The organism is Aquabacterium sp. TM01 (assembly GCF_057808345.1).
In genome coordinates, this window is the sequence record NZ_AP046529.1 from 1,280,604 (window position 1) to 1,306,456 (window position 25,853).

Below are 25,853 nucleotides of genomic sequence, written 5' to 3' on the forward strand. Positions count from 1 at the left end.
TTTTCGCGCCTGAGTCGAGATGTTAACGCAGCGGGTCATGCCCTTAGTCAGAAAAGGGCGCTTAGTACGGTCTTATGGCAGCGTTTGGATGCGTTTGAACTCGTTATGCTGACAGCACTGACATCTTGATGACTTTCTGCCGAGTCGAACATGCACGCTGCTGCTCCGAACACCGCCTGGCCTTATCCCTGCTGGATCGCCCACCGAGGTGCGGGTGAACTGGCCCCCGAGAACACCCTTGCAGCTTTCCGCTTGGGCGCCGAGCATGGGTTTGCCATGTTCGAGTGCGATGTGAAGCTCAGCGCCGACGGTGAACCGTTTCTGTTACACGACACCGAGTTGGATCGCACAAGCAACGGGCGCGGCGAGGCAGGTTTGCTGACTTGGGATGCCCTGTCCCGCCTGGATGCCGGCAGCTGGCATGGCCGTCCTTACGCGGGAGAGCCGCTGTTGCGTCTGGAGGCCTTGGCCCGCTGGCTGCAGGCGCTGGGCATGATGGTCAATCTGGAGATCAAACCCACACCGGGTGACGAGGTGCGCACCGGCCGGGTGGTGGCTCAGCAGGTGGCGCGTCTGTGGTCGCAGGCCCACGTCAAGCCGCTGCTCAGCTCATTCAGCACGGTGGCGCTGGAAGCGGCGCGCCAGACCCAGCCCGATCTGCCCCGGGCGCTGTTGCTCGATGAGTGGGCCGACGAGGGCATCAAGACGGCCTTGCGGCTGGGTTGCCTGGCTTTGGTCGTGAACCACATGCATCTGAATGCCGAGCGCATTGCCGCCATCCACGATGCGGGCATGAAGGCCCTGAGCTACACGGTCAACCAGGCCTCGCGCGCCAGCATGTTGTGGCGCGCCGGGCTGGATGGGCTCATCACCGATCGGGTCGACGTGTTCGAGCCCCAGGCGCGCCTGGGGGCGAATCCGGCCCGCCTGATGGTGGAGGCCGAGGCCTTGATGGCCTGATGTTGGTTTCGGCTTACGCCCGTGAGGTCTGAAGCACCCATTTCGAGGGTAGGGCGGGTGGGTCGGCTGTTCCGAATTAAAATACAAAATTACAAAGCGAAACCTAAAGAGGTCTTGCGTTAACGTTGTCTCGGTGGTGAGCCGGATGAGCTTGAGAGCGGTCGGCTCCTGTTGAGTGGCGTGTGAAGTGCGAATTGGTGATTCTGGAATGGGCTGCGTATGCCGACGGTTTGGTCACTCGGGACGAGTGGCTGGCGTGGGCATGTGATTCTGCGCGTCTGCCGGCTGAGCACGTTCAGCAAGTGCCGGCGCTGTCAGACATGCCGGCCATGATGCGCCGTCGGGTCGACCGCTTGGGGCGCCTTGCCTGCCAGGTGGCCTACTGGTGCCAGCAGGTCGCCGGTGATGCTCCCCTGGTTTTTGCGTCGCGTTACGGCGACGCTCACCGCTCGCTCCAGCTTCTGGGTGACCTGGTTCAGCAGCAGCCGCTGTCGCCAACGGGGTTTGCGCTGTCGGTGCATAACGCCGTGGCTGCCTTGTATTCCATTGCGCGCGGTGACACACGCAATGCGGTGGTCGTGGCTGGCGGGCGTGCCACGGTGACGGCGGCCTTGATCGAAGCGGCGGCACTGATTGCCGACGGTGAGCCCGAGGTGTTGGTGGTGTGCTACGAGGCGCCTTTGCCTGAGCACTACGCGCATTTTCAGGATGAGCAGGTCTGCGAGTTTGCCTGGGCGTGGCGCGTGACGGGCGCGCACCGCGGGGGGGAAGGCATCGCCGTTCAGGTGCAGCTTGGCGAAGAGTCTGCTGATGAGGCTGCACCGTCGCCCCTCACGGGGTGGCCTGAAGGCCTGGTGGTCTTGCGGCAGGTGCTGCGGCGAATGGGTGATGCGGGGAGCGACGAGGTGATGGTCCGTCATGACCGACCCGGTGTGTGCGCACACTGGAGCGCCCATGCTTGATCGCCTGGGTTGGTGTTGGCGCTTGGTCGCCACAGGGCTGTGCTTCGCCAGTTTTGGGCTGGGCGGCTTGCTCTTGTGGGCGCTGGTGTTCCCGGCCGTGTCGCTGCTGGTCCGTGAGCCTGCGCAGCGTGCGCGCGTGTCGCGGCGGATCATCCATCTGACCTTCTGCTTTTTTGTGGGGCTGATGCGCTGGCTCGGCGTGCTGACCTATGAGGTGCATGGCCTGGAAAGGCTGAATCGCCCCGGTTTGCTCATTTTGGCCAACCACCCCTCGCTCATCGATGTGGTGTTTCTGATCTCTTTCACGCCCTTGGCGGACTGCGTGGTCAAGGCAGCCTTGCTGCGCAATCCCTTCACCCGGGGGCCGGTGCTGGCGGCGGGGTTCATTTTCAACAACGCTGGACCGCCGATGTTGAGTGATTGCATCGCGTCGGTGCAGTCGGGCAGTCACCTCATCATCTTTCCGGAGGGCACGCGGTCGACCCCCGGAGCACCGCTGGCCTTGCAGCGTGGCGCAGCGAATGTGGCTGTCCGAGGCCGCATCCCGATCACGCCGGTCGTGATCACCTGCGACCCATCGACTCTGACCAAGGGCGAGTCATGGTGGCGTGTGCCGCCCAAGCGGCCGCATTTCTGTCTGGTGGTGCGCGAAGACCTGCCGACCGACAAGCTGATCGAGGGCTGTACCAGCGATGCGCTGGCCGCTCGTCGATTGACCGATTACCTGAGCGATTACTTCACATCGGAGACCCGTCGTGACTGTTGACATGGATACCCAAACGCTGGAACAGGAGATCAAGGAGCTGATCATCAGCTCCCTGGCACTGGAAGACCTCTCCCCCGAGGAAATCAACCCCACAGAGCCTTTGTTTGTCAAAGGGCTGGGGCTGGACTCCATCGACGCGCTGGAGCTGGGGCTGGCCCTGCAGCGCAAATATGGCGTGTCCGTGTCGTCCGACTCGGAGGAAACCCGTCGCCACTTCGGGAGCGTGCGTGCGCTGGCTGCGTTCGTGACGTCCCAGCGTGCGCGTTGATGCACGCTTCTGAAATCTTGCGGAATGCCTGTTATGACCAAAGACGAAATCCTTCAACGCATCGTTGACATCCTGGTGAAGACCTTTGATCTGGATCCCGCCTTGGTGGTGCCGCAAGCCCGCCTGCGTGAAGATCTGGACATCGACAGCATCGATGCGGTGGACCTGATGGTGCAGCTCAAGCCCATGGTGGGCCAGCGCTTGCAGCCGGAGGCTTTCAAGACGGTGCGCACGGTCAATGATGTGGCCGATGCCTTGTACAAGCTGGTGTCTGGCGAGCAGGTCGGTGCCTAAACGGCTGTGGAGCAACCTCGCCCTGGGGGCGGTGACCTTGGCGTATCCCGCCGTGGTCTATCTGTCGCTGGGGCGGTTTGAGCCGCGCTGGCTGGCCTTGCTGTTGCTGGCCATCGCCTTGGTACGGCTGGGCTTGGGTCGCACGCTGGCGACTTGGGGGGTGGTGGCGGTGGCGTTGACTCTGGCCATGATGAGTTGGCTGGGCAATGCCTTGATGCCGGTGAAGCTCTACCCGGTGGCTGTGAATGTCTTCATGCTGGTGATGTTTGCCTCGACCCTCATCCATCCACCCAGCGCGATCGAACGCCTGGCCCGCTTGAGAGAGCCCGATCTGCCCGAGGTGGCCGTTGTGTACACCCGCAAGGTCACGTTCGTGTGGTGCGGCTTTTTCCTGCTCAATGGCAGCATCGCCTTGGCCACGACCCTGTGGGGCACGGAGGCGCAGTGGGCCCTCTACAACGGCGCCATTTCTTACGTCTTGATGGGTGTGATCGCCGCGGTGGAGTGGTTGGTGCGCCAGCGCGTTCGCGGTTCGGCTGCGGCGGTGCCGATGACCGGGGGGCCGCATGCGTGAGTGGATGGCGTTGAGCGAGTTGGCCTGCCGACCGGCTGATGCCAATCGGGTGGTGGCGCGGCAAGCGGACGGCACGCTCCGCACGCATGCGGATTTCGTCATGCTGGTCGAGCGCTGGCAGTGCGCCTTCCTGGCTCAGGAGCGCCGCGTGTGGGCGCTCTATGTTCAGGACCCCTGGGTGTTTGCCACCGCCCTGTTCGGCGCGTGGCATGCGGGCAAGGAGGTGCTGCTGCCCGGCGATGATCGCCCGGCCACCTTGGCAGCCTTGCGGGAGCTGGGTTGTGGCCTGGCAGGTGATCTGCCTGAGGGTTTGCAGGCGGCCGCGCCGGGCGGGGCGGTGCCTGCGCGGCATCCCCTGGATCTGGACGCCACTGTGCTGAAGGTGTTCACCTCGGGGTCGCAAGGGCAGCCGCAGGCCATTGACAAGACCCTGGCGCCGTTCTGGTCCGAGGTCGAGGCGCTGGAGCAGGCCTTCGGGGTGCGCCTGGATCAGGGGGGCGCGGTCCCTCCCGTGATCTGGGCCACAGTGTCCCATCAGCACATCTACGGGCTGCTCTTTTTGGTGCTGTGGCCGCTGGCTGCCGGCCGACCCCTGGCGACCCAGCGTCTGCTGTATCCCGAGGACATGATCCAGGCGCTGGGTACCGGCCCCGCGGTGCTGGTGGCCACGCCCGCGCACCTCAAACGGCTGGGGGAGCATCTGAACTGGGCGGCGGTGCGTGCGAACGTGCGCGCGGTCTTTTCGTCCGGCGGACCTCTGCCTTTCGAGGTGTCCACGCAGGTGGCAGATCTGACTGGCGAGCGGCCGATCGAGGTGTTTGGCAGCTCGGAGACCGGCGGCATCGCCTGGCGCCAGGCTAGCCAGGCTGACACCGCCTGGGCGCCGTTTGCCGATGTGCAGTGGCGCATGGAAGAGGGCTGCTTGTCCGTGCATTCGCCCCGCCTGCCTGCGGCAGGCTGGTGGCGCACGTCGGATCGGGTCGAACCAGCGGGGCAGGGCAGCTTCCTGCTGTTAGGCCGGCAGGACCGCATCGTCAAGATCGAGGAAAAGCGGGTGTCCCTGACCGCAGTCGAGCAGGCTTTGCGCGAGACCGAGTGGGTGCAGGAGGCGCGGGCGGTGGTCGTGCTCACGCCCATTGGTGAGCGGGTGGGGGCGGTGTTGGTGGCGTCGAGCGCCGGGCGGGCGTTGCTGGCACAGGGCCGCCGTGCGCTGACGGATCGACTGAAAGAGGCCTTGGTGAGCACACTTGAGCCGATGGCCTTGCCCAGGCGTTGGCGCTTTGTGGAGGCCATGCCGCTCAATGCACAAGGCAAGACCCCGGAGGGCTTGCTGCGCGAGTTGTTTGCCGAGACCACGTCGAGCGGGGCGGTGATGCCCGAGTCGCCCCCAGTGACGTGGCTCACGCGCGGCGCCGACGAGGCCCTCGCGAGCCTGGACATCCATGAACGGCTGTCGGTGTTCAAAGGCCATTTCGACCGTGCGCCGATTCTGCCGGGTGTGGCCCAGCTGGACTGGGCGCTGATGCTGGGGCGTGCGTGCTTTGACCTGCCGCCTCACTTCGTGCGTCTGGAGGCGCTCAAGTTTGTGAATCCGGTGACGCCGGGCACCACGTTGTATGTCAGCCTGCAGCGCAAGACCAAGCCGCAGGAGCCCGATCTGGCGGTGTTGCAGTTCCGTCTGTACTCGCAAGCCCCGCAGGCGGACGCGGAGGTGGAGGCAGCTGGCGAGGCGAGGGAGCATGCCAGTGGCCGCGCGGTCTGGCGTGTCGACGAAGGAGCCGGCCGTGTTTAAACCGGTGGCCGTCATCCCTTGCTACAACCACCCGCAAACCATTGGCCTGATGGTCGACTCGGTGCGGGCGCATGGCCTGCATGTCATCGTGGTGGACGATGGCTGCGAGCCAGGCTGTGCCCGGGTGCTGGATGAGCTGGCCGCCCGGCAGGGCACAGGCATGACTCTGGTGCGCCTGCCGGTGAACCAGGGCAAGGGCGGCGCCATGATGGCGGGATTGCGTCAGGCGCTGGCCTTGGGTTTCAGTCACGCCTTGCAGATTGATGCCGATGGTCAGCACGATGTGGCCGACATCGACAAGTTCCTCGCTGCGGCGGCACAGCACCCCGACGCGGTGATCTGTGGGGTGCCGGTGTACGACGAATCCGTTCCCAAGGGGCGCCTGTATGGCCGCTACCTCACCCATGTATGGGTCTGGATCAACACGCTCTCGCTGGACATCCGCGACTCGATGTGCGGATATCGGGTCTATCCGTTGCAGCCTGCGGTGCATTTGATCAATCAGGTCAAGCTGGGGCGCCGCATGGATTTCGATCCGGAGTTGCTGGTGCGGCTGCATTGGCGTGGGGTGCCCATCGTCAGCCTGCCGACCCGGGTCAGCTACCCGCTCGATGGGGTCTCCCACTTCAAGATGCTGCTGGACAACGTGCTGATCTCGCGCATGCACGCACGCCTGTTCCTGGGCATGCTGCTGCGTCTGCCCATGCTGTTGTGGCGCAAGGTGGCTTGATGGGGCATGCACCTGTGGCGAAGGATGTGGCCGCCCCGCACTGGGCGAGTTTGACCGAGCATACGTTTGTCTCGGGCATCCGCCTTTTGTTCTGGATTTATCGCGTCCTGGGGCGTCTGCCGTTTCGGGCCTGTCTGTACCCCGTGGTCATCTACTACTGGGCGACCCGGCGTCAGGCGCGTCATGCGTCTTTGGTCTACCTGCAGAAGCTGGAGGCTCACACCCAGGTGCTGGGGCATGCGCCGGGTTGGCGAGACACGCTGGCCCACTTCCTGTCCTTTGCCGACACCATCCTGGACAAGCTGCTGGCCATGAGCGGGGCCATGCCCGAGGGGGCCTTGCGCACGGTGGGCGAAGAAGGGCTGATGGCGCTGGTCGCACAGGGGCGGGGGGCGGTCATCGTCACGGGGCATGTGGGGTGCATGGAGTTGTGCCGCGTGAGTGCCGAGCGCCATCGTGGCGTGCGCCTCAATGTCCTGGTGCATACCATCCATGCCGAACGTTTCAACCGGCTGCTGCAGCGCCTACATCCTGACAGCGAGGTGCGGCTGATTCAGGTCACCGAGGTCAACCCGGCCACGGCCATTTTGCTGGCGGAGAAGGTGGCCCAGGGCGAGTTCGTGGCCATCGCGGGTGACCGCGTGCCGGTGCATCAGAGCATGACCGTGCCGGCGCACTTTCTGGGGCAGGAAGCCCAGTGGCCGGTGGGGCCTTATGTGCTGGCCGCTTTGCTCAAGTGCCCCTTGTACGCGATGGCCTGTGTGCGCGAAACCTTGCCCGGTGGCGGCCTTGGCTACGTGCTGCATGCGCATTGCCTGGCGGAACAACTGGTGCTGCCGCGCAAGGCCAGGGCCGAGGCCATGGCCGTCTGTGCGCAGCAGTTTGCAGATTGGCTGGAGACCGTGCTCGCACGCTCGCCCCTGGCCTGGTTCAATTTCTTTTCTTTTTGGCAGCAGGGGGCGGTGGCGCCTCGTGCGGAACAACATGACGGATCAACACACTGAGGGCGCCCAGGCGGTGGTCTTTGACGGCCAGCGCCTGGCGATCGACGATGTGGTCGCGCTGGCATCGCGCCAGCGGACCGCGCAACTGAGCAGGCAACCTGACTTCACGGCGCGCATCGAGCGTGGCGCCGCCTTTCTGGATCGCCTGCTCCGTGAGGACGGGGTCATTTATGGCGTGACGACGGGCTATGGCGACTCCTGCACGGTCAGCATCCCGGCCGACCTGGTCGCCGAACTGCCCCATCACCTCTATACCTACCATGGCATCGGGGCCGGGCGGTATCTGAGCCCGCAGGAAACACGGGCCGTGCTGGTGGCACGCCTGGCTTCGTTGTCGCAGGGCGTCTCGGGGGTGAGCCTGGGCCTGTTGGTTCAGCTCGAACAGCTGCTGGTGCACGATGTCCTGCCGCTGATTCCCGCCGAGGGGTCAGTGGGGGCCAGTGGCGACCTCACGCCCTTGTCCTATGTGGCGGCCGTGTTGTGCGGTGAGCGCGACGTCTGGTGGGAAGGGCGTGTGCAGCCGGCCAAGGAGGTCTTGCCACGCCTTGGTCTGCAACCGCTGCGCTTGCGCCCGAAGGAGGCGCTGGCCTTGATGAACGGGACTTCGGTGATGACCGGCCTGGCCTGTCTGGCCTGGCAGCGCGCCGAGCGGCTGGTGCGCCTGGCCACGCGCGTGACGGCCTGCAATGTGTGGGCGGCCGATGGCAACGCCCACCATTTCGACGAGACCTTGTTCGGCTTCAAGCCGCATCTCGGGCCGCAATCGGTGGCGCGGCGTCTGCGCCAGGACCTCAACTGTGATCGCCCGGCGCGCAATGAGCAGCGCTTGCAGGATCGCTACTCCTTGCGATGTGCGCCCCATGTCATCGGTGTGCTGGAGGATGCCTTGCCCTGGCTGCGCCAGCTCATCGAGAACGAGCTCAACAGTGCCAATGACAACCCGCTGATCGACCCCGATGGCGAGCGGGTTCTGCATGGCGGGCACTTTTATGGAGGCCACATCGCCATGGCGATGGACACCCTGAAGACTGCCGTGGCCAACGTGGCCGACCTGCTGGACCGGCAACTGGCCTTGTTGGTCGACAGCAAGTTCAACCATGGCCTGCCGTCCAATCTCTCGGGCGCACAGGGGCCGCGTGCTGCGATCAACCATGGCCTCAAGGCTCTGCAGATCAGCGTGTCGGCCTGGACGGCCGAGGCCCTCAAGCACACGATGCCGGCGTCGGTGTTCTCGCGCTCGACCGAGTGCCACAACCAGGACAAGGTCAGCATGGGCACCATCGCTGCGCGCGACGCGCTGCGTGTGTTGGAGCTGACCGAGCAGGTGACGGCTGCCATGCTGATTGCCGCCCGTCAGGCCATGGCCTTGCGTCAGTGCGTGGCGGCATTGCCCCTGCCGGATGCGCTGGCAGCTTTCTTGGGGCAGTTGTCCGATCACATCGCCTTGGTGGAGGAGGACCGCGCGCTGGATGTGGATTTGCGCCGTCTGATCCAGGGCATTCACGATGGCGTATGGGAGCCGTATCGTGATTGAGCCGACGCCTGCGGATGCGCGGCCGGATCTCAGTCACGAGATTGAGCTGACGCCGGCTTTCCATGACCTGGATCCGATGGACATCGTCTGGCATGGAAACTACGTCAAGTACCTGGAGATCGCGCGCAATGCCCTGATGGCAAAGTTCGGCTACGACTACCCGCAGATGCGGGAGTCCGGCTATGCCTGGCCCATCGTGGACATGCGGATGAAGTACGTCGGTTCGATCCACTATGGCCAGCGGGTCCGCATCCGCGCCACGATCGTGGAGTGGGAGAACCGCCTGCGCATCGACTACGTGGTCACCTGCGCCGAGACGGGGGCGCGCCTGCACAAGGCGAGCTCGATCCAGGTGGCGCTGTGCATCGCCACACGGGAGATGTGCTGGGTGTGTCCGCCCGTGCTGTTTGAGCGCCTGGGCGTGAAAGGGCCGCAACCATGAAGCGACGTCAACTCATGACGTGGATGGGCGGGGCGGTGCTGATGTCTTTGTGGCCGGCCCATGGCGGGTATGCGCAATCGCCATCGCAATCGTCTGTCCCAGACTGGTTGACCGAAGCCGCCCGTCGCATGGACAACGCAGTGGTCATCCGGGGCGACTTCGAGCAAATCAAGACGATCAAGGGCTTCAAGAAGCCCCTGTTGTCACGCGGACGTTTTCTGATCGCGAGGGGCCAGGGCATTCAGTGGCTCACGCTCGAACCCTTTCCCTCTACGCTGGTGGTCACACGCGAGCGGCTGATGACGGTCACCGAGGGAGGCGTGCAGCAGATGGATGCGCGCCAGGAGCCTGGCTTGCGTGCGGTCAACGAGCTGTTGATGGCGGTGTTGGGGGGTGACCTGAGAGCGTTGAGCAAGCGCTTCCAGGTCGACGGCGCTTTGCAGGGTTCGCAAGGCTGGCGCATGTCACTGGTGCCCAAGGACGAGGCCTTGCGGCGCTTCATCGCTCGCATTGACATGGAGGGCGACCGCCATGTCCAACAGGTGCGCCTGACCGAGGGCGCCGGCGATGAGAGCCGCATCCGCTTTGCCCATCACAGCAGCACCAGCCTGACTCAGGCTGAAGCCGCGCGCTTCAATTGAAGACAGACAAGGGACTGGGTGTGAGCGACCGTTCTGAACGTGGACCCCTCTGGCTGCCGCTGTTGTGGCTGCTGGTGGTCGCCGTGCTGGGCTGGCACCAGTGGCAGTTCTGGCAGTCGCCGCGGCTGGACTCTGATGTGTTTGCGCTGTTGCCGCAGGACGAGCAGCAACCCGCTGCACAGCGGGCGATGAAGCAGTTGGCCGAGCAGGGCGAGCGGCGTGTGGTGGTGATGCTGGGCGGTGCTGACTGGGAACGGGTCCGTCAGGCGGCGCAGCGATTTGACCAGGCACTCCAGGCGGAACAGGCCGGGCTCCGGCCTGTGCAGGATGCGGTGCCGTCTGACCAGATCATGTCCTTCTATGCACCTTGGCGCGACGTCTTGCTGACCGATGCACAGCGTGCCGCCTTGCCCCAGGCCGATGTGTCGGCTTTGGCGGCACAGGCGATGGGCCGGCTTCATGGCTTCAGCATGGGGCAACCGACGAATTGGCTGGCTGACCCCTTGGGCTTGTGGTCCTCATGGTGGGCAGAGCGTGGCGGCTTGAGCGCCGCACGACCGCGTGATGGTCTGTTGTGGGTAAAGGAGCAGCCAGCAGGTCGTGACTGGGCGGTGCTCTTGTACGAGACCCACGGATCGGCCTTCCGGTTTGATGGCCAACGCCGTTGGGGCGATGCGCTGGCGAACGCCGAGACGGCGGCGCGTGGCGATCTCGGTGCCGGCTTGACGGTACTGGCGGCGGGTGTGCCCTTGCATGCGGAAGCGGGGGCTGCACAAGGCAACCAAGAGATGAACACCATCGGCTGGGGATCGCTGCTGGCGGTGATCGCACTGGTGCTGGCGGCATTCAGGGCTGTCGGTCCGATGCTGTTGATTGCCCTGTCTCTGGTGATCGGGTGTGCGGCGGGCCTGTCCGTGACCGTGCTGGTCTTTGGTCAGGTCCATCTGCTCACACTGGTGTTTGGTGCCAGCCTGGTGGGCGTCGCCGAGGACTTCGGGATCCACTACTTTGCGTCCCGACTGGGCGAGCCCGGTCAGCCACGCTGGTCCTTGATGCGGCATTTGCTGCCCGGTCTGCTGCTGGCATTGGCCACCAGTGTCTTGGGCTACTTGGTGCTGGCGGTGGTCCCCTTCCCAGGCTTGCGCCAGATGGCCCTGTTCTCGGCCGTCGGTCTGATGGCGGCCTTTGCCACGGCGGTCTGCTGGTTTCCTTGGATGGACCGAGGCCAACTCAGCGCTGGCCGGTTTGCGATGGGCATGGCCTCGACCTTGACGCACTGGCCTGTGTTGACGAAGGCACGTTTGTGGATCGCGCTGCTGACCCTGGGCATCATCTGCGCAGCGGGTCTGGCGCGTCTGCACGTCAACGACGACCTGCGGCAACTGCAGTCGTCTCCGCCCGCTTTGCTGAAGGCGCAGATGGCCGTGGGGCGTTTGCTGCAGATGCCCAGTCCGGCCCAGTTCTTCCTGGTGCAGGGGCGCACGGAAGACGAGGTGTTGAGCCGTGAAGAGGCACTCAAGCAGGCTGTGGCCGCGTGGCAGGCAAAAGCGCCTCATGGCGACACCCGGATCGGGGTGAGTGCGGTGTCAGACTGGGTGCCGTCCCGCCAGCGTCAACATGACAACCGCGCACTGACCCAAGCGCGTGAGCGCGCGGTGCTGCATGAAGTGGGGCAGGCGGTCGGCGAAGACCTGCACCGGCCCGCCTTTGCCGAACAGCCCTTGACGCTGAGCCAGTGGCTGACCAGTCCGGTCTCCAGCGGCCTGCGGGCCCAGTGGCTGGGGGCGCAGGACGACGGCTTTGCCAGTGTCGTGCTCATCCGCGGGCTGAGCCAGCAGGCCCAGGCCCAAGCCTTGCGCACCCTGGCGCCGAGCGTGGCGGGCGTGCAATGGGTGGACCGTGCCGACGACATCTCTGAGCTGATGGGACGCTTTCGTGGCGTCATGGGCTGGTTGCTGGTGCTCGGTCATGTCCTGGTGCTGGTCACCTTGTACCTGCGCTTTGGCCGCTCGGCATGGCGGGCCTGGTTGCCCTGTGCGCTGGGCTCGCTGGTGTGCGTGGCGATCCTGGGCCTGATGGGCGAGCCCTTCCAGCTGTTCAATCTGCTGGCCCTGATGCTCTTGCTGGGCATGGGGGTCGATTACGGCATCTTCTTGCTGGAACACCCCGGCGAGCAGCAGGGCCATGCCTGGCTGGCGGTGCTCCTGGGGGCCATCAGCACGGGGCTGTCCTTTGGCCTGCTGGCGCTGTCGTCCACACCGGCCTTGCGGGCCTTCGGGTTGACCTTGTTGATCGGCTTGACGCTGGTCTGCCTGCTGGCCCCCACCATGCGACTGATTCATCCAACGAAAAGAGGAAATTCGTGAAACTGGAACACAGCGACATCCTGATCATCGGCGCCGGCCCGGCCGGCGCGGTGGCGGCCGGTTTGTTGAAGAAGCAGGGGCATCAGGTTCTGATCATTGAAAAAGAAACCTTCCCCCGCTTTTCGATCGGCGAAAGCCTGCTGCCTCAGAGCATGGCCTACATCGAAGAGGCCGGCATGCTGCAAGCCGTGGTCGAGGCCGGGTTCCAGTTCAAGAATGGGGCCTCGTTTGCGCGTGGCGACCGCCGTACCGACTTCGACTTTCGGGACAAGTTCTCGGCGGGCTGGGGCACCACCTACCAGGTGCAGCGTGCCCGCTTCGACCATGTTTTGGCCAAGGAGGCCGAACGCCTGGGCGCCGAGGTTCGCTACCAGCACGAGGTGCTGGCGGTCGACCTGTCCGGTGAGCGTCCCATCGTGACCGTGCGCGACCCGGCCGGTGACACCTACCAGGTCAGCAGTGCCTTCCTGCTTGATGCCAGCGGCTTTGGCCGGACGCTGCCTCGTCTGCTGGACCTGGAGTACCCGTCCAACTTCCCGGTGCGCGGTGCCATCTTCACGCACGTGAAGGACAACATGCCCCTGGGCGGTGAGTTTGACCGCCAGAAGATCCGGATTTCGGTGCACCCCGAGTTCTGCGACGTCTGGTACTGGACCATCCCGTTCTCCGATGGACGCTGCTCCCAAGGCGTGGTGGCGCACACGGACTTTCTGGCGCGCTACACGGGCACCGACACCGAGCGCCTGCAGCAGTTGGTCGCCGAAGAGCCGGGCCTGGCCCGCTTGCTGGACAATGCGGAGTGGGACACGCCCGCCCGTCACATCACCGGCTACTCGGCCAATGTGAAGAGCCTGTGGGGACGGGGCTACGCCCTGCTGGGCAATGCGGGCGAGTTCCTCGATCCCGTCTTCTCCAGCGGTGTCACGATCGCCTTCAAATCCGCCAGCCTGGCGGCTGCCTGCCTGGACCGGCAGTTCAAGGGCGAGACGGTGGACTGGGAGGCTGACTACGCTCGCCCCTTGAAGGCGGGTGTGGACACCTTCCGCGTGTTTGTCGAGTCCTGGTACGCCGGCGGCTTCCAGCAGGTCATCTTCCACGAGAACGCTTCCCCCGAGGTTCGTCGCATGATCGCGTCGATCCTGGCAGGCTACGCCTGGGACACGTCCAACCCTTATGTTGCCGAAGCCAAGCGACGCCTGGGCGTGCTGGAGGCCTTGTGCGCCCAGTGAATCGGACGCGTCGGCATGTGCTGGCCGCTCTGGTGGGCAGCAGCTTGGCGCTGATGCTGGGCGGCTGTGCCAGTTGGCGGCCGGTTGAGTCGGCGCCCCTGCTGCGGCTGAGTCCGGCTTCGCTGGGCCGGGAGCTGGCCGTCGTGCAGCGCATGGAGGTCGAGGCACACGGACAGGTGCGCGTTTTCGAGACCGCGCTGGAAGTGGATCAGGACGAACTGCGTCTGGCCGTGTTGCAACTGGGGCAGACCATCGCGCGTCTATCCTGGGATGGCCAGACGCTGACGCAATCCCTGGCGCCGGGCTGGCCCAGCGTGGTCTCCGCCGACAATGTGTTGAGTGACCTGCAGTATGTCTGGTGGCCTCAGGCCCAGGTGCAAGGAGCCTTGCCCACAGGCTGGACGCTGCTGGCACGGGCCGACGGCCGCGAGTTGCGGCATGGCGATGCCGTGGTGCTCGACATGCGTGCCGTACGCCCTGGCGTGATCGAGCTGAGGCATCGTGAGCGTGGTTATGTCGTGCGACTGCAGACACAAGGCGCACAACCTGATTTTGGGGCCCCATGACAAAGGTTTATCTGCAAGAGCTTGGGCTGATCTGTTCGCTGGGTAGCGGCGTGAGCACCGTGCGCCAGGCGCTCATGCATCCCGCTCAAGCCCGTGGCTTGACGCCGACCGATCGCTACTCCCCGGGTCGCGTCCTGCACGTGGGTGAGGTGGCGCAGGCGCTGCCTGACCTGCGGCACCTGCCGGTGCCCTATCAATCGCGCAACAACGCCATGGCCTGGGCGGCATTGGCGCAGATCCGGCCCGCGGTGGACGCGGCCATCGCCCGCCATGGCGCGGACCGCGTTGCCATTGTGGTGGGGACGAGCACCTCCGGCTTGCCGGAAGGCGAAGCCGCACGCGCGCAGTTCGAACAAGATCAGTCATGGCCAGATGACTTCACCTATGCCCAGCAGGAGTTGGGCAATCTCGCCGAGTGTCTGGCCGTGGCCCTGGGGCTCACAGGCATCGCCCATGTCATCTCGACGGCCTGTTCATCGGGGGCCAAGGCGCTGGCCAGCGGGGCCCGCCTGCTCAACGCCGGCCTGGCCGATGCGGTGATCGCGGGTGGATGCGATGTGCTGGGTGCGTTCACTGTGGCGGGCTTCTCGGCGCTGGAATCGGTCTCGCCCGAGGTGTGCAACCCCTTGTCGCAGCACCGTTGCGGCATCAATCTGGGCGAGGGCGCCGCGATGTTCCTGATGGGCCGTGAAGCCGGCCCGGTCAGGTTGGCGGGTTGGGGTGAAACCTCCGATGCGCACCACATGTCGGCACCGGATCCGACCGGCCTGGGGGCGATCCGTGCCATGCGTGCTGCGCTGGCACGTGCCGGCCTGGGCACCGACGCCATCGACTACCTGAACCTGCATGGCACAGCGACCCCGCACAACGATGCGATGGAATCGCTGGCGGTGGCCGAGGTTCTGGGCTGCGAGGTGCCCGTCAGCTCCACCAAGCCGCTGACGGGTCACACGCTGGCGGCCTCCGGGGCCTTGGAGGCAGCCTTTGCTTGGCTGACGCTGGTCGACAACCCACAGGGCCTGCTGCCACCGCACTGGTGGGATGGGCAGTCCGATACGGCCCTGCCAGCCTTGGCCGTGGTGCGACCGGGTGACCGACTCGGGCGCGCACCGCGCTACGTGATGTCCAATTCCTTTGCCTTTGGTGGCAGCAATGCCACCTTGATCCTGGGGGCCGCCTGATGGCTGAGAATCTGGCCGCTGTGGCGGTGGAAGACCTGGTCCCGCACCGCGGCGCCATGAGCTGGCTGGACACGGTGTTGTCGGCCGATGACGAGACGGTGGTCGCGCAGGCCACGCTGCGCCCCGACAGCTATTTCGTGCGGGATGGTCGCGCACCGATGTGGGTCGGTGTGGAGTACATGGCGCAGACGATTGCGGCCTGGGCGGGCAACCGCGCCCGTTTGAAAGGCGAGGCGGTCAAGGTCGGCTTGCTGCTGGGCACACGGCGCTACAGCGTTCACCGCCAGGCTTTCCTGGTCGGCGATTGCCTGCGCATTGAAGCCCGTTGCGAGCTGATGGGTGACAACGGCCTGGGCATGTTCGCCAGCCGGATCTTCGTCGATGACGCGCTGGCCGCTGAGGCCAATTTGTCGGTGTTCGAGCCGCCCAACGAGGCGGCGTTTCTGAATTTCTCTCGGGAGTCTGCATGACAGATCGGTTTGTGTTGGTCACAGGATCCAGCCGGGGCATTGGCCGGGCCATCGCCCTGCGCCTGGCCAAGGACGGCTTTGACATCGTGGTGCATTGCCGCCAGCAGCGCGAGCATGCGGAAGCGGTGGCCGATGCCGTGCGGGCGTTCGGTCGCGAGGCCCGCGTGCTGAGCTTCGATGTGGCCGACCGCGTGGCCGCTGCCGCCGCGTTGACGGCCGACATGGACGCGCATGGCGCTTATCACGGCGTGGTGTGCAATGCCGGCATCGCGCGTGACAACGCCTTCCCGGCGATGAGCGGCGAGGAGTGGGACGAGGTCATCCACACCAATCTCGATGCCTTCTACAACGTGCTCAACCCGGTGATCATGCCCATGGTGCGTCGGCGTTCGCCTGGCCGCATCGTGACGATGGCCTCGGTGTCGGGCCTGATGGGCAACCGTGGGCAGACCAACTACAGCGCCGCCAAGGCCGGCATCATCGGTGCCACGAAGGCGTTGGCGATCGAGCTGGCCAAGCGTGAGATCACCGTCAATTGCGTGGCCCCCGGCTTGATCGACACCGACATGATCGAGCCCCATGTGCTGGAAGAGGCGCTCAAGATGATCCCGGCGCGTCGCATGGGTCAACCCGATGAGGTGGCGGCCGCGGTGGCGTTCCTGATGTCGCCCGATGCGGCTTACATCACCCGTCAGGTGATTTCGGTGAATGGAGGGATGGTCGGATGAAACGCGTGGTGATCACCGGAGTGGGGGCGCTCAGTCCCCTTGGACATGACTGGGCGACGGTGCGCGCCCGGCTGAAGGAAGAGCGCAATGTGGTGCAGTACCTCACAGCCTGGGATGAGTACGAAGGACTCAACACACGCCTGGGCGCGCCGGCTGCCCACTTTGACCTGCCTGCCCACTACAACCGCAAAGCCACCCGCAGCATGGGGCGCGTCGCGGTCATGGGAGTGCGCGCCAGCGAACTTGCCCTGACCGATGCCGGGCTCCTGGGCGATCCGCTGGTCAGCAGTGGCCGCATGGGCATCTCCTATGGCTCATCGGTGGGGTCCCCCGCTGCGATCGGCGATTGCGGCAACATGATCATGCACAAGACGACCGAAGGGATCACGGCCAACACCTACATCAAGATGATGTCCCACACGGCGGCGGTCAACATCGGCGTGTTCTTCGGCATCACCGGGCGGATCATCACCACCTCCAGCGCCTGCACGGCAGGCAGTCAGGGCATCGGCTACGCCTTCGAAGCGATCCAGAGCGGACGCCAGGTGGCCATGTTGGCGGGCGGCGCCGAAGAACTCGATGCGATCGATGCCGCGGTCTTTGACACCCTGTTTGCCACCAGCACGGTCAACGACACCCCTCATCTGACGCCTCGGCCTTTCGACGCCGAGCGCGATGGCCTGGTGCTGGGGGAGGGCGCCTGCACCCTGGTGCTCGAAGAGTTGGGCCATGCCCAGGCGCGTGGCGCCCGGATCCTCGGCGAGATCATCGGCTTTGGCACTAACAGCGACGGCACCCATGTGACCCAGCCCAATGCCCGTACCATGGCCCAGGCGATGCGCCTGGCCCTGGACGGTGCCGCCGTGCCGCCCGAGGCCATCGGCTATGTCAACGCGCATGGCACGGCCACCGAACATGGCGACCTGGCTGAAACCAATGCCACCGCCGAAGTGTTCGGTCGTCGCATTCCCATCAGTCCGCTCAAGAGTTACATGGGCCACACCTTGGGCGCCTGTGGGGCGCTGGAGGCCTGGATGTCGCTCGAAATGATGCGAGACGGGTGGTTTGCGCCCACCATCAACCTCACGGAGGTGGATGCTCGCTGTGGCGAGCTGGATTACATCGGCGCAGGTGGCCGTGCCATCGATACCGACTTGGTCATGAGCAATAATTTTGCGTTCGGCGGCATCAATACCTCATTGGTTTTGCGTCGCTGGCGCGATTGATTAATAAACGGGAGATGAGATGAAATATATTCGTGTGTGGGCGGTGTTGATGATGCTGTGTGCCGCCTTGGCCACAACGGCTCAGGCCCGGATGAGAAGTGTGCCTTTGCTGGCACCCGATCGCGTGGTCTTGAAGTCGATGACCGAGGAGGGCGTGACCATCGCCCAGGTCCGCAAGGCGATTTTGATGGGCTCGCAGCCCTTTGGCTGGGTGCTCGAGCAAGACAACACCGGTGTCATGCACCTGAGCTACAACAAGCAGGACAAGCACAAGGCCGTGGTGCGGGTCGATTACGATGCGACCGGTTATCAGCTCAGCTACGAATCCAGTACCAACTTGTACTATGAGGTCGGTGAGGACGGGTCAAAACTCATCCACCCGACTTACAACATGTGGGTTCGCAACTTGCTGGCCCGAATCATGATTCCCGGCGAGTTGGCGCCTGCGGCAGCTGTCAAATCTGAAGCCATCAAATAATATTTCTCTTAACTGGGTGGACCATGAAAAACAATATCAAGAACTCTTTGCTGGCCATCGTGGTCGGCGCGTCGCTGCTGTCTCCCGCCATGGCGCGCGACACGGAACTGCATCTGCCGTTCGCGGAAGTGCTGGAGATGCCCGAGGCGCAGGCCAAACTCGATGGCTCGGTTCGGTTCTATCTGGCCGGGCAGAAGACACCCAAGGTGTTGCAGCGCCTGAGCTCGGATGTGTCCAACCGCAAAACCAACGGATTTGGGAAGGCCGATGACGAAGGCTGCCGTTGGGCCGCTTTGTCCGCCCTGATTGCGTTTCAAGAGAAGGCCAAATCCCTGGGGGCCAACGCCGTGGTCGACATCGTCAGCTACTACAAGAAGGATGAGGTCAAGAGCGCCACGGACTACGAATGCCATGCCGGCGCCTTCGTCGTGGGCGTGGCGCTGAAGGGCACCTTTGCCAAAGTGGCACGCTGAGCCTGACACCAGCCCCGATCTCGTTTATGTGAGCCTGGCCAGTGTGGCGGCCATCTGTGCGGCGTTGCCTGATGTGTCGGCTGCCTGGCTGAGCGCGAGCGAGCAAGGACGGTGGGAAGCCATTTCGGCCCAGCGCCGACGCCAGCAGTTCCTGGCTGGCCGCTGGTTCTTGCGGCGGTCGCTGGCCCAATGGCACGGCGGGGTGGCGTCCGACTATGTGCTGTCCGCTGCCGAGGATGGGCCACCGTTGCTGATGGCCGCACCGTTTGACTTGAACAGTCTGCCCCTGCATGTGTCCTTGAGTCACAGTGCAGATTGGGTCGCGTGCGCGGCGGCGTCATGGCCGATGGGTGTGGATGTCGAAGACACCACGCGTCAGCGTGATACCGATGCCCTGGGGGCGATGATTCACGGCGCGCATGAAGCAGAAGCTTTCGCGCCGTTGGATGCCGCAACGCGTCGCCGTCAGTTTTTTGCGCGCTGGACTTTGAAAGAGGCCTGGATCAAGCAGGCCCCCCATCCGCCGGCCATGTCGGCCATTCAATTTGAACCTTGTGAAGCGCAGCGGGCCGATGCGGTGGTGATGCACTCACCTTCTTGGGTGGTGGCCGTGGCACCGGTGCAGATGGCCGCATTGCAGTGCGAGGGCTTGCTCCGTCAGGCCACCACCACGGAGTCGTGGCGGCGTTGCGCTGATGTCTGATCAGGGCTGAGGCACTCAGTGCCCCAGCATGTCCGTAGCACGCAACATCCCGACGATCCCGACCAGAATCCAGAAGACATTGAGTAGCGAGTACGCGGCATCGCGTTTCAGAATCGCGCACCACGACAGCAAGATGGCATCGACGGTGTTGACGGCCCAGACGAACAGGAAGGGGCTGGCGGCACCCATCCAACTGACGAGGCTGAAGCTGCAGATGCGCATCAGCACACCGATCATCTCAATGGCTTTGATGTGTGTGAGGATGAATCGGTGGATGCTCGGCAGCAAACCGGTAGGACCAGTGATCGAGGTCGCCGTCATGGCTTGATCGCGACGGCATTGACCAGGGTCTCTTCGCGCTTCGCCGGAACAGGGCGTCCAATCCACTCGAAAAAGCCAATGTCCGAACGGCTCCACCACAGGTAGGGGTAGGAGATGCGGGCATCCGGAAGGTCGAAGCCCGCGTTGCGGATCATGGCCACATACTCGCTTGCCGTGCGCTGCACCTCCATGGGATGCCGGAACAACAGGCGAATGGGCAGCGAGTGGATGTACTTGCGGGTGGACTCCGCAAACAGCAGCACGCCACCGGGCTTGAGCACCCGGAAGAATTCCGCCATGGCCTCTTCTTGCGCCACGATGTGGTGAAACGTCTGGTGGCAGTACACCATGTCAAAGCTGGCATCTGGCAAGGTCAGCCGAGAGGCATTGTCGGCGTGCAGTTCCACGCGTGATGAGCAGCGACTGGCTTGCTCACTGGCGCGCTCGTGCAGCTGTGGGTCCGCGTCCATGCCCACGATCACCTTGGGCTCAAAACGTTGTGCCAGTTCGTGAAACGAGTGACCAAACCCGCAGCCCACGTCGAGGATGCGCTCGAAGCGCTTGCCTTGCGGAATCATCGGTTGCAGGTCGTTCAGGGCGCGACGCAGCACATGAATTTTCCACGTGCTGGACTTGAGAAACCAGTTCCCAAAGTTGGTTTCTTCTACGAAAGCTTCGATTCGTGAGGCTGCATTCATCTGTGTTTCCCTGGCGTGCGCAAGCTCACGCTTCAGCTCAAAGCCTTGAGCAACTTCTCGTGGATCCCGCCAAAGCCGCCATTGCTCATGCACAGGATCTGATCACCCGGCTGCGCGGCCTTGACGACCTTGCTCACCAAGGTGTCGATGCTGTCGGACACCACGGCGCGTTCGCCCATCTCCAGCAGCGCTTCCGAGGCGTCCCAGCCCAGGCCGCCGCTGTGGCAGAACGCCAGGTCGGCTTCCTCCAGTGACCACGGCAACTGAGCCTTCATCGTGCCCAGCTTCATGGTGTTGGAGCGCGGCTCGAACACCGCCAGGATACGGCTGTCTGGTCCCACTTTGCGGCGCAGACCATCAACCGTCGTGCGGATGGCCGTGGGGTGGTGGGCGAAGTCGTCGTACACCGTGATGCCACGTACCTCGCCTTTCAACTCCAGGCGACGTTTCACGTTGGCAAACTGCCCCAGGGCCTCGCAGGCCACCTGTGGCATCACGCCCACATGCTCGGCAGCGGCGATCGCGGCCAGCGCGTTCATCTGGTTGTGTTCGCCCAACAGTGCCCACTCCACACGCCCCACCAGCACGCCGGCCTTCAGCACGTCAAAGGCATGCGGCTCGCCGCGCGCACGGAAACCGGGCGCATCCCGGCGTTCGCCAAAGCGCGCCACGTCGCTCCAGCAGCCACGCTCCAGCACGCGGCTCAAAGCCTCCTCGCGGGCATTGACCACCAGCCGACCGCTGGCGGGCACGGTGCGCACCAGGTGGTGGAACTGCGTTTCGATGGCGGTCAGGTCGGCAAAGATGTCGGCATGGTCAAACTCAAGGTTGTTGAGGATGGCCGTGCGCGGGCGGTAGTGCACAAACTTGCTGCGCTTGTCGAAGAAGGCCGTGTCGTACTCGTCGGCCTCGATCACGAAGGGGTGGCCCGTGGCCGGCCGCGTGGCAGCGTCGGTGTCGCCCAGTCGCGCCGACACGCCAAAGTTCTCTGGCACGCCGCCCACCAGGAAGCCCGGCTGCTGCCCGGCGAACTCCAGAATCCACGTCAGCATGGACGTGGTGGTGGTCTTGCCGTGTGTGCCCGCCACAGCCAGCACATGGCGGCCCTGCAGCACGTTCTCGCTCAGCCACTGCGGCCCGCTGGTGTAGGGCAGGCCCGCGTCCAAGATGGCTTCCATCAGCGGATTGCCGCGTGAGACCACGTTGCCGATCACGAACAGGTCAGGCTGAAGGGCCAGTTGCTCCACGCCATAGCCCTCGATCAGGTCGATGCCCAGGGCACGGAGCTGATCGCTCATCGGAGGATAGACACCGGCATCGCAGCCGGTAACACGGTGACCCGCCTCGCGGGCGAGCGCAGCCACGCCACCCATGAAGGTGCCGCAGATGCCAAGAATGTGGATGTGCATGGAAGGTCAGAGTTGGCGGAACGCCTCAGCGGCCGCAGCCACCGTGTCGGCAATGTCCTGTTCCGTGTGGGCCGCGCTCACAAAGCCGGCCTCGTACATGGCGGGGGCGAAGTACACGCCGCGGTCGAGCATCAGGTGGAAGAAGCGGTTGAAGCGCTCACTGCCCTTGGCCATGACCTGCTGGTAGTTCTGCGGCAGCGTGTCGGCAAAGAAAAAGCCGAACATGCCGCCCTGGCAATCGGTGACCAGCGGCACGCCAGCCTGGGTGGCGGCCTGCGTGAGGCCGTCCATCAGGCTGCGGGTGCGGGCCGACAGGGCCTCGAAGAAGCCGGGGCGCTGAATCAGCTTGAGCGTGGTCAGGCCGCAGGCCGTGGCCACGGGGTTGCCCGACAGCGTGCCGGCCTGGTAGACCGGGCCCAGTGGGGCCAGTTTGGACATGATCTCGCGCGAGGCGGCAAAGGCGGCCAGCGGCATGCCGCCGCCAATGACCTTGCCGAACACGCTCAGATCGGGCTTGAAACCAGGAATGTCGCGCGCATAGATGCTCTGGGCACTGCCCAGCGCCACGCGGAAACCGCTCATCACCTCGTCGAACACCAGCAGGGCACCGTGCTGGGAGCACAGCTCGCGAATGCGCTTCATGAACGGCACGCTGGCGCGCACGAAGTTCATGTTGCCGGCGATCGGCTCGATCATCACGCAGGCGATCTCGTGGCCTTGGGTGGCAAACGCCTCTTCGATCTGCGCGATGTTGTTGTATTCCAGCACCAAGGTGTGCTGCACCACTTCCGGCGGCACGCCAGCGCTGGTGGGGTGGCCGAACGTGGCCAGGCCCGACCCTGCCTTCACCAGCAGCGCATCGGCATGACCGTGGTAACAGCCCTCGAACTTGATCAGCTTGCTGCGGCCGGTGTAGCCACGCGCCAGGCGGATGGCGCTCATGCCCGCTTCCGTGCCCGAGCTCACCAGACGAACCTGTTCGGCGCCGGGCGCCAGCTTGAGGATCTCCTCGGCCAGCTCGATCTCGCGCTCGGTCGGCGCCCCAAACGAGAAGCCGTCCAGCGCGGCCTTCTGCACGGCCTCCAGCACCTCCGGGTTGCCGTGCCCCAGGATCATCGGGCCCCAGGAGCCGATGTAATCGATGTAGCGGGCGCCCTCGGCATCCCACATGTAGGCGCCCTCGGCGCGGGTGATGAAACGGGGCGTGCCACCCACGGCGCGAAACGCGCGCACGGGTGAGTTCACGCCGCCGGGAATGACGCGCTGGGCGCGCTCAAACAGCGAAGCGTTAGTGGACATTGCGTGAGTGCAGAGGGGGGACGGCGTCGTCGAGCAGGTCGACGGACTCTTCAGAGGTCTGTTCTTCCAGAGGTTCTTCACCCGGGGGCAGTGCCCAGAAGAAGCGATCGGGGATGACGCCACCCATGCCGGGGCGGAAGCCCGAATCCAGCGCCTGGTCCAGGAAACTCAAGGCCTCGGCGGCGGCGACATCCAGTGCGGTGCCCGTGGACAGGATGGCGGCCAAGGCCGCGGACAGTGTGTCGCCGGCACCCACGAAACTGGCTTCAAAGCGCTCGAAGCGCTCGCCGCACATGGCGCCTTGGGGCGAAGCCAGCACGTTGTCGATGAACTGGTCAGGCAGTTGCACGCCGGTCACCAGCACATAGTCGGTGCCATGCTCGGCGGCGGCCACGGCCAGCTCGCGTGCCGAGGGCGGACGCTCGGCGTCCCAATCTGGCAACAGGAAGTCGGTGAGGGTGCTGTGGCTGCCCACCAACACCATGGTGGCCGGCAGGATCAACTCACGGAAGGCATCCAGGTAAGCCATCTGTGCATCGTCGTCCATCCACGACAAGTTGGGCAGATACGACACCAGCGGCACATCGGTGTAGTCGGAGAGGATCTCGGCCACTGTGCTGACGCCGTCGGCGCTGCCCAGAAAGCCCACCTTCCACGAGGCGATGGTGGTGTCCTCCAGCACGGAGCGCGCCTGGTCTGCAACGGCCTCGGGATCGATCTCGTGCGACTCGAAGATCTCGGCGGTATCGCGCACCAGAATGCTGGTGATCACGGGCAGGGCATGCGCCCCCATGGCAGCGATCGTCGCGATATCGGCCCCGATTCCGGACGCGCCGGTGGGGTCATTGGCATTGAAACTGAGGACACAAGCGGGCGCGCCGGCTTCCAGTTCTTCGTCCGCCAGGGTGGGATCTTGTCCGGGAAGTTGAGCATTCATGGCGGTTTTGGTGAAAGATAAGGTCTGCTTGCCCACAAACCCTTGGGTTTGCGCGAAAGACCGATGGCTACAATCAGTCCATTGTATTCAAGCTGGTTTAAGTCGACGTGAACGAATTTCGTACCTGGATGTGCCTGATCTGCGGCTGGATTTACGATGAGGCTGCCGGCCTGCCTGAAGAGGGCATCCCCGCTGGCACGCGCTGGGAGGACGTTCCCATGAACTGGGTCTGTCCGGAATGTGGTGCACGCAAGGAAGACTTCGAGATGGTGCAGCTTTGATCCGATGTGGTTGAGCGTGCTGTAATGGTTCGAGATTGACCCGGCCTGGGACACAGTTTGGAGGAACGCTTTCGTGCCTGAAGTTGACAGCCCCGAGATTCGGGGCCCCAAGAAAGTTCTCGTCATTGACGACAGCAACACCATTCGGCGCAGCGCCGAGATATTCCTCAAGCAAGGGGGATACGAGGTGGTCCTGGCGGAAGATGGTTTCGATGCCTTGTCCAAGGTCAACGACCATGCGCCCGATGTTATTTTTTGTGACATCTTGATGCCGCGCCTGGATGGTTATCAAACTTGCGCGATCATCAAGCGCAATCCGAAGTTCACCAACACGCCCGTGATCATGTTGTCCTCCAAGGATGGCCTGTTTGACAAGGCGCGTGGCCGCATGGTGGGTTCGCAAGACTACCTGACCAAGCCTTTCACCAAAGACCAGCTCTTGCAGGCGGTTGCCCAGTACGGCGGCTGACGGCCTGAGAGGGTTTGCTCACCGATCATTGCCAGGGATGAATGTTGATCACGCGAGGCCACCGGCTCCCCTGTAGCACTTGCGCATGAAGAAGGTTTGATATGCCGATCCAGAAAATACTGCTTGTTGACGACTCCAAAACCGAACTGCACGTGCTGTCGGAACTCCTGACCAAGAGCGGCTATGCCGTGCGCACGGCCGAGAACGGTGAGGAGGCCATGCGTCGCCTTCAGGAAGAAAAGCCTGACCTGATCCTGATGGACGTGGTCATGCCCGGCCAGAATGGTTTCCAGCTCACCCGTGCCATCACGCGTGACCCGCAGTTCGCCAACGTGCCCGTCATCATGTGCACCAGCAAGAACCAGGAAACCGACCGCGTCTGGGGCATGCGCCAAGGCGCCAGCGATTACGTCGTCAAGCCGGTGAACCCTGACGAGTTGCTCCGCAAGATCAAGGCATTCGGCTGAGATCGGGGGCTCACAGATGGCCAACAAAGAAGCCCTCAGGGCCTTGCAACAGCGTCTGGCAGAGCGTCTGCAGACCGTGCGGGATCAGGCGCCGACACGAAACTGGCTCGCGGTCGAGATCGCCGGCCATGGTTTCCTGATGCCGCTGGAGCAGGCGGGTGAAATCTTCCCGCTCTCTCCCGCTCAGCACGTGCCCCACAGCCAGCCCTGGTTCCTGGGCGTGGCGAACCTGCGCGGGCAGTTGCACGGTGTGGTGGATGCCGCCATGTTTCTGGGCCTCTCCGACCGTGCGGGCCGCAGCCTGTCCGACGTGGCGGCCCGGGATGCGGGGCGCCTGGTGGCGCTCAACACCGCCCTGCAGTTGAATGTGGCCCTGTTGATTGACCGATTGCTGGGATTGCGCAATGCCAGCATGTTGAAGCCGGCCGCCAGGGAGGCGTCCGCAGGCAAGCCCCACTTCATTGGCCAGGCCATGGTCGATGAGCAAGGGCGAGTCTGGTACGAGCTGGATCTGGCCGCGCTGTCGGCCGACGATGCATTTTTGAAGATTGATGTCTGACGGGGCAACCTGTCGAGCGCGCTGTA

The 25,853-nt window shown here is 64.4% G+C and carries 31 protein-coding genes; 26 read left to right on the top strand and 5 right to left on the bottom strand.

Annotated features, from left to right (window positions below; all coding sequences use genetic code 11):
* The first annotated feature begins 150 nt into the window (after positions 1-150).
* The 22 genes from ugpQ (at position 151) to AC3WW4_RS06030 (ending at position 19,387) form a co-directional block, all read left to right on the top strand.
* The gene (gene ugpQ / locus AC3WW4_RS05925; RefSeq protein WP_488827450.1) at positions 151-960 is read left to right on the top strand and encodes a glycerophosphodiester phosphodiesterase; all 810 of its coding nucleotides are present in this window, start codon (positions 151-153) and stop codon (positions 958-960) included.
* Between the two features lie 182 nt (positions 961-1,142).
* On the top strand, positions 1,143-1,922 hold the full coding sequence (locus tag AC3WW4_RS05930) for a beta-ketoacyl synthase chain length factor (protein WP_488827451.1): 780 nt from the start codon (positions 1,143-1,145) through the stop codon (positions 1,920-1,922).
* Positions 1,915-2,688, top strand: coding sequence for a lysophospholipid acyltransferase family protein (locus AC3WW4_RS05935; protein ID WP_488827452.1), 774 nt, complete (start codon positions 1,915-1,917; stop codon positions 2,686-2,688). Before AC3WW4_RS05930 ends, AC3WW4_RS05935 begins: the two co-directional genes overlap by 8 nt.
* Before the next feature lies 1 nt (position 2,689).
* Positions 2,690-2,956 (top strand): phosphopantetheine-binding protein, encoded by a 267-nt coding sequence (locus AC3WW4_RS05940; RefSeq protein ID WP_488827453.1) that lies wholly within the window; start codon positions 2,690-2,692, stop codon positions 2,954-2,956.
* A 33-nt stretch (positions 2,957-2,989) separates the two neighbouring features.
* Complete coding sequence (locus AC3WW4_RS05945; RefSeq protein ID WP_290731736.1) at positions 2,990-3,250, top strand: acyl carrier protein; 261 nt, start codon at positions 2,990-2,992, stop codon at positions 3,248-3,250.
* Positions 3,243-3,824, top strand: coding sequence for a COG4648 family protein (locus AC3WW4_RS05950; protein ID WP_488827454.1), 582 nt, complete (start codon positions 3,243-3,245; stop codon positions 3,822-3,824). Before AC3WW4_RS05945 ends, AC3WW4_RS05950 begins: the two co-directional genes overlap by 8 nt.
* A complete protein-coding gene (locus AC3WW4_RS05955) occupies positions 3,817-5,616 on the top strand; it encodes an ApeI family dehydratase (RefSeq protein ID WP_488827455.1) in 1,800 nt (599 codons plus the stop codon). The genes AC3WW4_RS05950 and AC3WW4_RS05955 overlap by 8 nt, the downstream gene beginning before the upstream one ends.
* On the top strand, positions 5,564-6,346 hold the full coding sequence (locus AC3WW4_RS05960; RefSeq protein ID WP_488827456.1) for a glycosyltransferase family 2 protein: 783 nt from the start codon (positions 5,564-5,566) through the stop codon (positions 6,344-6,346). The genes AC3WW4_RS05955 and AC3WW4_RS05960 overlap by 53 nt, the downstream gene beginning before the upstream one ends.
* The gene (locus AC3WW4_RS05965; RefSeq protein ID WP_488827457.1) at positions 6,346-7,350 is read left to right on the top strand and encodes a lysophospholipid acyltransferase family protein; all 1,005 of its coding nucleotides are present in this window, start codon (positions 6,346-6,348) and stop codon (positions 7,348-7,350) included. The genes AC3WW4_RS05960 and AC3WW4_RS05965 overlap by 1 nt, the downstream gene beginning before the upstream one ends.
* A complete protein-coding gene (locus AC3WW4_RS05970) occupies positions 7,331-8,884 on the top strand; it encodes an HAL/PAL/TAL family ammonia-lyase (RefSeq protein WP_488827458.1) in 1,554 nt (517 codons plus the stop codon). Before AC3WW4_RS05965 ends, AC3WW4_RS05970 begins: the two co-directional genes overlap by 20 nt.
* Positions 8,877-9,326, top strand: coding sequence for an acyl-CoA thioesterase (locus tag AC3WW4_RS05975; protein WP_488827459.1), 450 nt, complete (start codon positions 8,877-8,879; stop codon positions 9,324-9,326). Before AC3WW4_RS05970 ends, AC3WW4_RS05975 begins: the two co-directional genes overlap by 8 nt.
* Positions 9,323-9,967, top strand: coding sequence for an outer membrane lipoprotein carrier protein LolA (locus AC3WW4_RS05980; RefSeq protein WP_488827460.1), 645 nt, complete (start codon positions 9,323-9,325; stop codon positions 9,965-9,967). The genes AC3WW4_RS05975 and AC3WW4_RS05980 overlap by 4 nt, the downstream gene beginning before the upstream one ends.
* Positions 9,968-9,987: 20 nt before the next feature.
* Complete coding sequence (locus AC3WW4_RS05985; protein ID WP_488827461.1) at positions 9,988-12,333, top strand: MMPL family transporter; 2,346 nt, start codon at positions 9,988-9,990, stop codon at positions 12,331-12,333.
* Complete coding sequence (locus AC3WW4_RS05990) at positions 12,330-13,562, top strand: NAD(P)/FAD-dependent oxidoreductase (RefSeq protein ID WP_488827462.1); 1,233 nt, start codon at positions 12,330-12,332, stop codon at positions 13,560-13,562. The genes AC3WW4_RS05985 and AC3WW4_RS05990 overlap by 4 nt, the downstream gene beginning before the upstream one ends.
* Positions 13,550-14,128, top strand: a complete 579-nt coding sequence (locus tag AC3WW4_RS05995) for a DUF3261 domain-containing protein (protein ID WP_488827463.1) — start codon at positions 13,550-13,552, stop codon at positions 14,126-14,128. Before AC3WW4_RS05990 ends, AC3WW4_RS05995 begins: the two co-directional genes overlap by 13 nt.
* Entirely contained in the window at positions 14,125-15,309 is a 1,185-nt protein-coding gene (locus AC3WW4_RS06000; RefSeq protein ID WP_488827464.1) for a beta-ketoacyl-ACP synthase, read from the top strand. The genes AC3WW4_RS05995 and AC3WW4_RS06000 overlap by 4 nt, the downstream gene beginning before the upstream one ends.
* Complete coding sequence (locus tag AC3WW4_RS06005; protein WP_488827465.1) at positions 15,309-15,779, top strand: hotdog family protein; 471 nt, start codon at positions 15,309-15,311, stop codon at positions 15,777-15,779. Before AC3WW4_RS06000 ends, AC3WW4_RS06005 begins: the two co-directional genes overlap by 1 nt.
* On the top strand, positions 15,776-16,507 hold the full coding sequence (locus AC3WW4_RS06010) for a 3-ketoacyl-ACP reductase FabG2 (protein WP_488827466.1): 732 nt from the start codon (positions 15,776-15,778) through the stop codon (positions 16,505-16,507). Before AC3WW4_RS06005 ends, AC3WW4_RS06010 begins: the two co-directional genes overlap by 4 nt.
* The gene (locus AC3WW4_RS06015) at positions 16,504-17,733 is read left to right on the top strand and encodes a beta-ketoacyl-ACP synthase (RefSeq protein WP_488827467.1); all 1,230 of its coding nucleotides are present in this window, start codon (positions 16,504-16,506) and stop codon (positions 17,731-17,733) included. The genes AC3WW4_RS06010 and AC3WW4_RS06015 overlap by 4 nt, the downstream gene beginning before the upstream one ends.
* A 19-nt stretch (positions 17,734-17,752) precedes the next feature.
* Positions 17,753-18,211, top strand: a complete 459-nt coding sequence (locus tag AC3WW4_RS06020; RefSeq protein WP_488827468.1) for a hypothetical protein — start codon at positions 17,753-17,755, stop codon at positions 18,209-18,211.
* A gap of 23 nt (positions 18,212-18,234) precedes the next feature.
* Complete coding sequence (locus AC3WW4_RS06025) at positions 18,235-18,684, top strand: excinuclease ATPase subunit (RefSeq protein ID WP_488827469.1); 450 nt, start codon at positions 18,235-18,237, stop codon at positions 18,682-18,684.
* A complete protein-coding gene (locus AC3WW4_RS06030) occupies positions 18,665-19,387 on the top strand; it encodes a 4'-phosphopantetheinyl transferase family protein (RefSeq protein WP_488827470.1) in 723 nt (240 codons plus the stop codon). The genes AC3WW4_RS06025 and AC3WW4_RS06030 overlap by 20 nt, the downstream gene beginning before the upstream one ends.
* A gap of 15 nt (positions 19,388-19,402) precedes the next feature.
* Here AC3WW4_RS06030 and AC3WW4_RS06035 read toward each other — a convergent pair whose 3' ends face one another.
* From AC3WW4_RS06035 to thiD, 5 genes are read right to left on the bottom strand one after another with little or no spacing between them, the layout of a single operon-like run.
* On the bottom strand, positions 19,403-19,708 hold the full coding sequence (locus tag AC3WW4_RS06035; protein WP_488827471.1) for a CBU_0592 family membrane protein: 306 nt from the start codon (positions 19,706-19,708) through the stop codon (positions 19,403-19,405).
* Entirely contained in the window at positions 19,705-20,406 is a 702-nt protein-coding gene (locus AC3WW4_RS06040; protein WP_488827472.1) for a class I SAM-dependent methyltransferase, read from the bottom strand. The genes AC3WW4_RS06035 and AC3WW4_RS06040 overlap by 4 nt, the downstream gene beginning before the upstream one ends.
* 32 nt (positions 20,407-20,438) lie before the next feature.
* The gene (gene mpl, locus AC3WW4_RS06045; protein ID WP_488827473.1) at positions 20,439-21,815 is read right to left on the bottom strand and encodes a UDP-N-acetylmuramate:L-alanyl-gamma-D-glutamyl-meso-diaminopimelate ligase; all 1,377 of its coding nucleotides are present in this window, start codon (positions 21,813-21,815) and stop codon (positions 20,439-20,441) included.
* 6 nt (positions 21,816-21,821) lie between these two features.
* Positions 21,822-23,114, bottom strand: a complete 1,293-nt coding sequence (gene hemL / locus AC3WW4_RS06050; RefSeq protein ID WP_488827474.1) for a glutamate-1-semialdehyde 2,1-aminomutase — start codon at positions 23,112-23,114, stop codon at positions 21,822-21,824.
* Entirely contained in the window at positions 23,104-24,051 is a 948-nt protein-coding gene (gene thiD / locus AC3WW4_RS06055; RefSeq protein WP_488827475.1) for a bifunctional hydroxymethylpyrimidine kinase/phosphomethylpyrimidine kinase, read from the bottom strand. Before thiD ends, hemL begins: the two co-directional genes overlap by 11 nt.
* A gap of 128 nt (positions 24,052-24,179) precedes the next feature.
* Between thiD and AC3WW4_RS06060 the strand changes: the two genes are divergently transcribed.
* From AC3WW4_RS06060 to AC3WW4_RS06075, 4 genes are all read left to right on the top strand, one after another.
* Entirely contained in the window at positions 24,180-24,332 is a 153-nt protein-coding gene (locus AC3WW4_RS06060; RefSeq protein WP_300156152.1) for a rubredoxin, read from the top strand.
* A 73-nt stretch (positions 24,333-24,405) separates the two neighbouring features.
* Positions 24,406-24,801, top strand: coding sequence for a response regulator (locus AC3WW4_RS06065; protein ID WP_422202382.1), 396 nt, complete (start codon positions 24,406-24,408; stop codon positions 24,799-24,801).
* Between the two features lie 101 nt (positions 24,802-24,902).
* Positions 24,903-25,268 (top strand): response regulator, encoded by a 366-nt coding sequence (locus tag AC3WW4_RS06070; RefSeq protein ID WP_300156099.1) that lies wholly within the window; start codon positions 24,903-24,905, stop codon positions 25,266-25,268.
* Positions 25,269-25,284: 16 nt separating this feature from the next.
* Positions 25,285-25,827, top strand: coding sequence for a chemotaxis protein CheW (locus AC3WW4_RS06075; protein ID WP_488827477.1), 543 nt, complete (start codon positions 25,285-25,287; stop codon positions 25,825-25,827).
* Positions 25,828-25,853 lie beyond the last annotated feature (26 nt).

Excerpts from the sequence above, each read along its gene's own strand:
- AC3WW4_RS05960 (WP_488827456.1), top strand. The coding sequence starts at position 5,564 with ATGCCAGTGGCCGCGCGGTCTGGCGTGTCGACGAAGGAGCCGGCCGTG.
- AC3WW4_RS06010 (WP_488827466.1), top strand. The coding sequence starts at position 15,776 with ATGACAGATCGGTTTGTGTTGGTCACAGGATCCAGCCGGGGCATTGGC.
- AC3WW4_RS05935 (WP_488827452.1), top strand. The coding sequence starts at position 1,915 with ATGCTTGATCGCCTGGGTTGGTGTTGGCGCTTGGTCGCCACAGGGCTG.
- AC3WW4_RS06040 (WP_488827472.1), bottom strand. The coding sequence starts at position 20,406 with ATGAATGCAGCCTCACGAATCGAAGCTTTCGTAGAAGAAACCAACTTT.
- AC3WW4_RS05940 (WP_488827453.1), top strand. The coding sequence starts at position 2,690 with ATGGATACCCAAACGCTGGAACAGGAGATCAAGGAGCTGATCATCAGC.
- AC3WW4_RS05980 (WP_488827460.1), top strand. The coding sequence starts at position 9,323 with ATGAAGCGACGTCAACTCATGACGTGGATGGGCGGGGCGGTGCTGATG.
- AC3WW4_RS06000 (WP_488827464.1), top strand. The coding sequence starts at position 14,125 with ATGACAAAGGTTTATCTGCAAGAGCTTGGGCTGATCTGTTCGCTGGGT.
- AC3WW4_RS06025 (WP_488827469.1), top strand. The coding sequence starts at position 18,235 with ATGAAAAACAATATCAAGAACTCTTTGCTGGCCATCGTGGTCGGCGCG.
- AC3WW4_RS06060 (WP_300156152.1), top strand. The coding sequence starts at position 24,180 with ATGTGCCTGATCTGCGGCTGGATTTACGATGAGGCTGCCGGCCTGCCT.
- AC3WW4_RS05965 (WP_488827457.1), top strand. The coding sequence starts at position 6,346 with ATGGGGCATGCACCTGTGGCGAAGGATGTGGCCGCCCCGCACTGGGCG.
- AC3WW4_RS06035 (WP_488827471.1), bottom strand. The coding sequence starts at position 19,708 with ATGACGGCGACCTCGATCACTGGTCCTACCGGTTTGCTGCCGAGCATC.
- AC3WW4_RS05955 (WP_488827455.1), top strand. The coding sequence starts at position 3,817 with ATGCGTGAGTGGATGGCGTTGAGCGAGTTGGCCTGCCGACCGGCTGAT.
- AC3WW4_RS06020 (WP_488827468.1), top strand. The coding sequence starts at position 17,753 with ATGAAATATATTCGTGTGTGGGCGGTGTTGATGATGCTGTGTGCCGCC.
- hemL (WP_488827474.1), bottom strand. The coding sequence starts at position 23,114 with ATGTCCACTAACGCTTCGCTGTTTGAGCGCGCCCAGCGCGTCATTCCC.
- mpl (WP_488827473.1), bottom strand. The coding sequence starts at position 21,815 with ATGCACATCCACATTCTTGGCATCTGCGGCACCTTCATGGGTGGCGTG.
- AC3WW4_RS05970 (WP_488827458.1), top strand. The coding sequence starts at position 7,331 with ATGACGGATCAACACACTGAGGGCGCCCAGGCGGTGGTCTTTGACGGC.
- AC3WW4_RS06015 (WP_488827467.1), top strand. The coding sequence starts at position 16,504 with ATGAAACGCGTGGTGATCACCGGAGTGGGGGCGCTCAGTCCCCTTGGA.
- AC3WW4_RS06005 (WP_488827465.1), top strand. The coding sequence starts at position 15,309 with ATGGCTGAGAATCTGGCCGCTGTGGCGGTGGAAGACCTGGTCCCGCAC.
- thiD (WP_488827475.1), bottom strand. The coding sequence starts at position 24,051 with ATGAATGCTCAACTTCCCGGACAAGATCCCACCCTGGCGGACGAAGAA.
- AC3WW4_RS05945 (WP_290731736.1), top strand. The coding sequence starts at position 2,990 with ATGACCAAAGACGAAATCCTTCAACGCATCGTTGACATCCTGGTGAAG.
- AC3WW4_RS06075 (WP_488827477.1), top strand. The coding sequence starts at position 25,285 with ATGGCCAACAAAGAAGCCCTCAGGGCCTTGCAACAGCGTCTGGCAGAG.
- ugpQ (WP_488827450.1), top strand. The coding sequence starts at position 151 with ATGCACGCTGCTGCTCCGAACACCGCCTGGCCTTATCCCTGCTGGATC.
- AC3WW4_RS06070 (WP_300156099.1), top strand. The coding sequence starts at position 24,903 with ATGCCGATCCAGAAAATACTGCTTGTTGACGACTCCAAAACCGAACTG.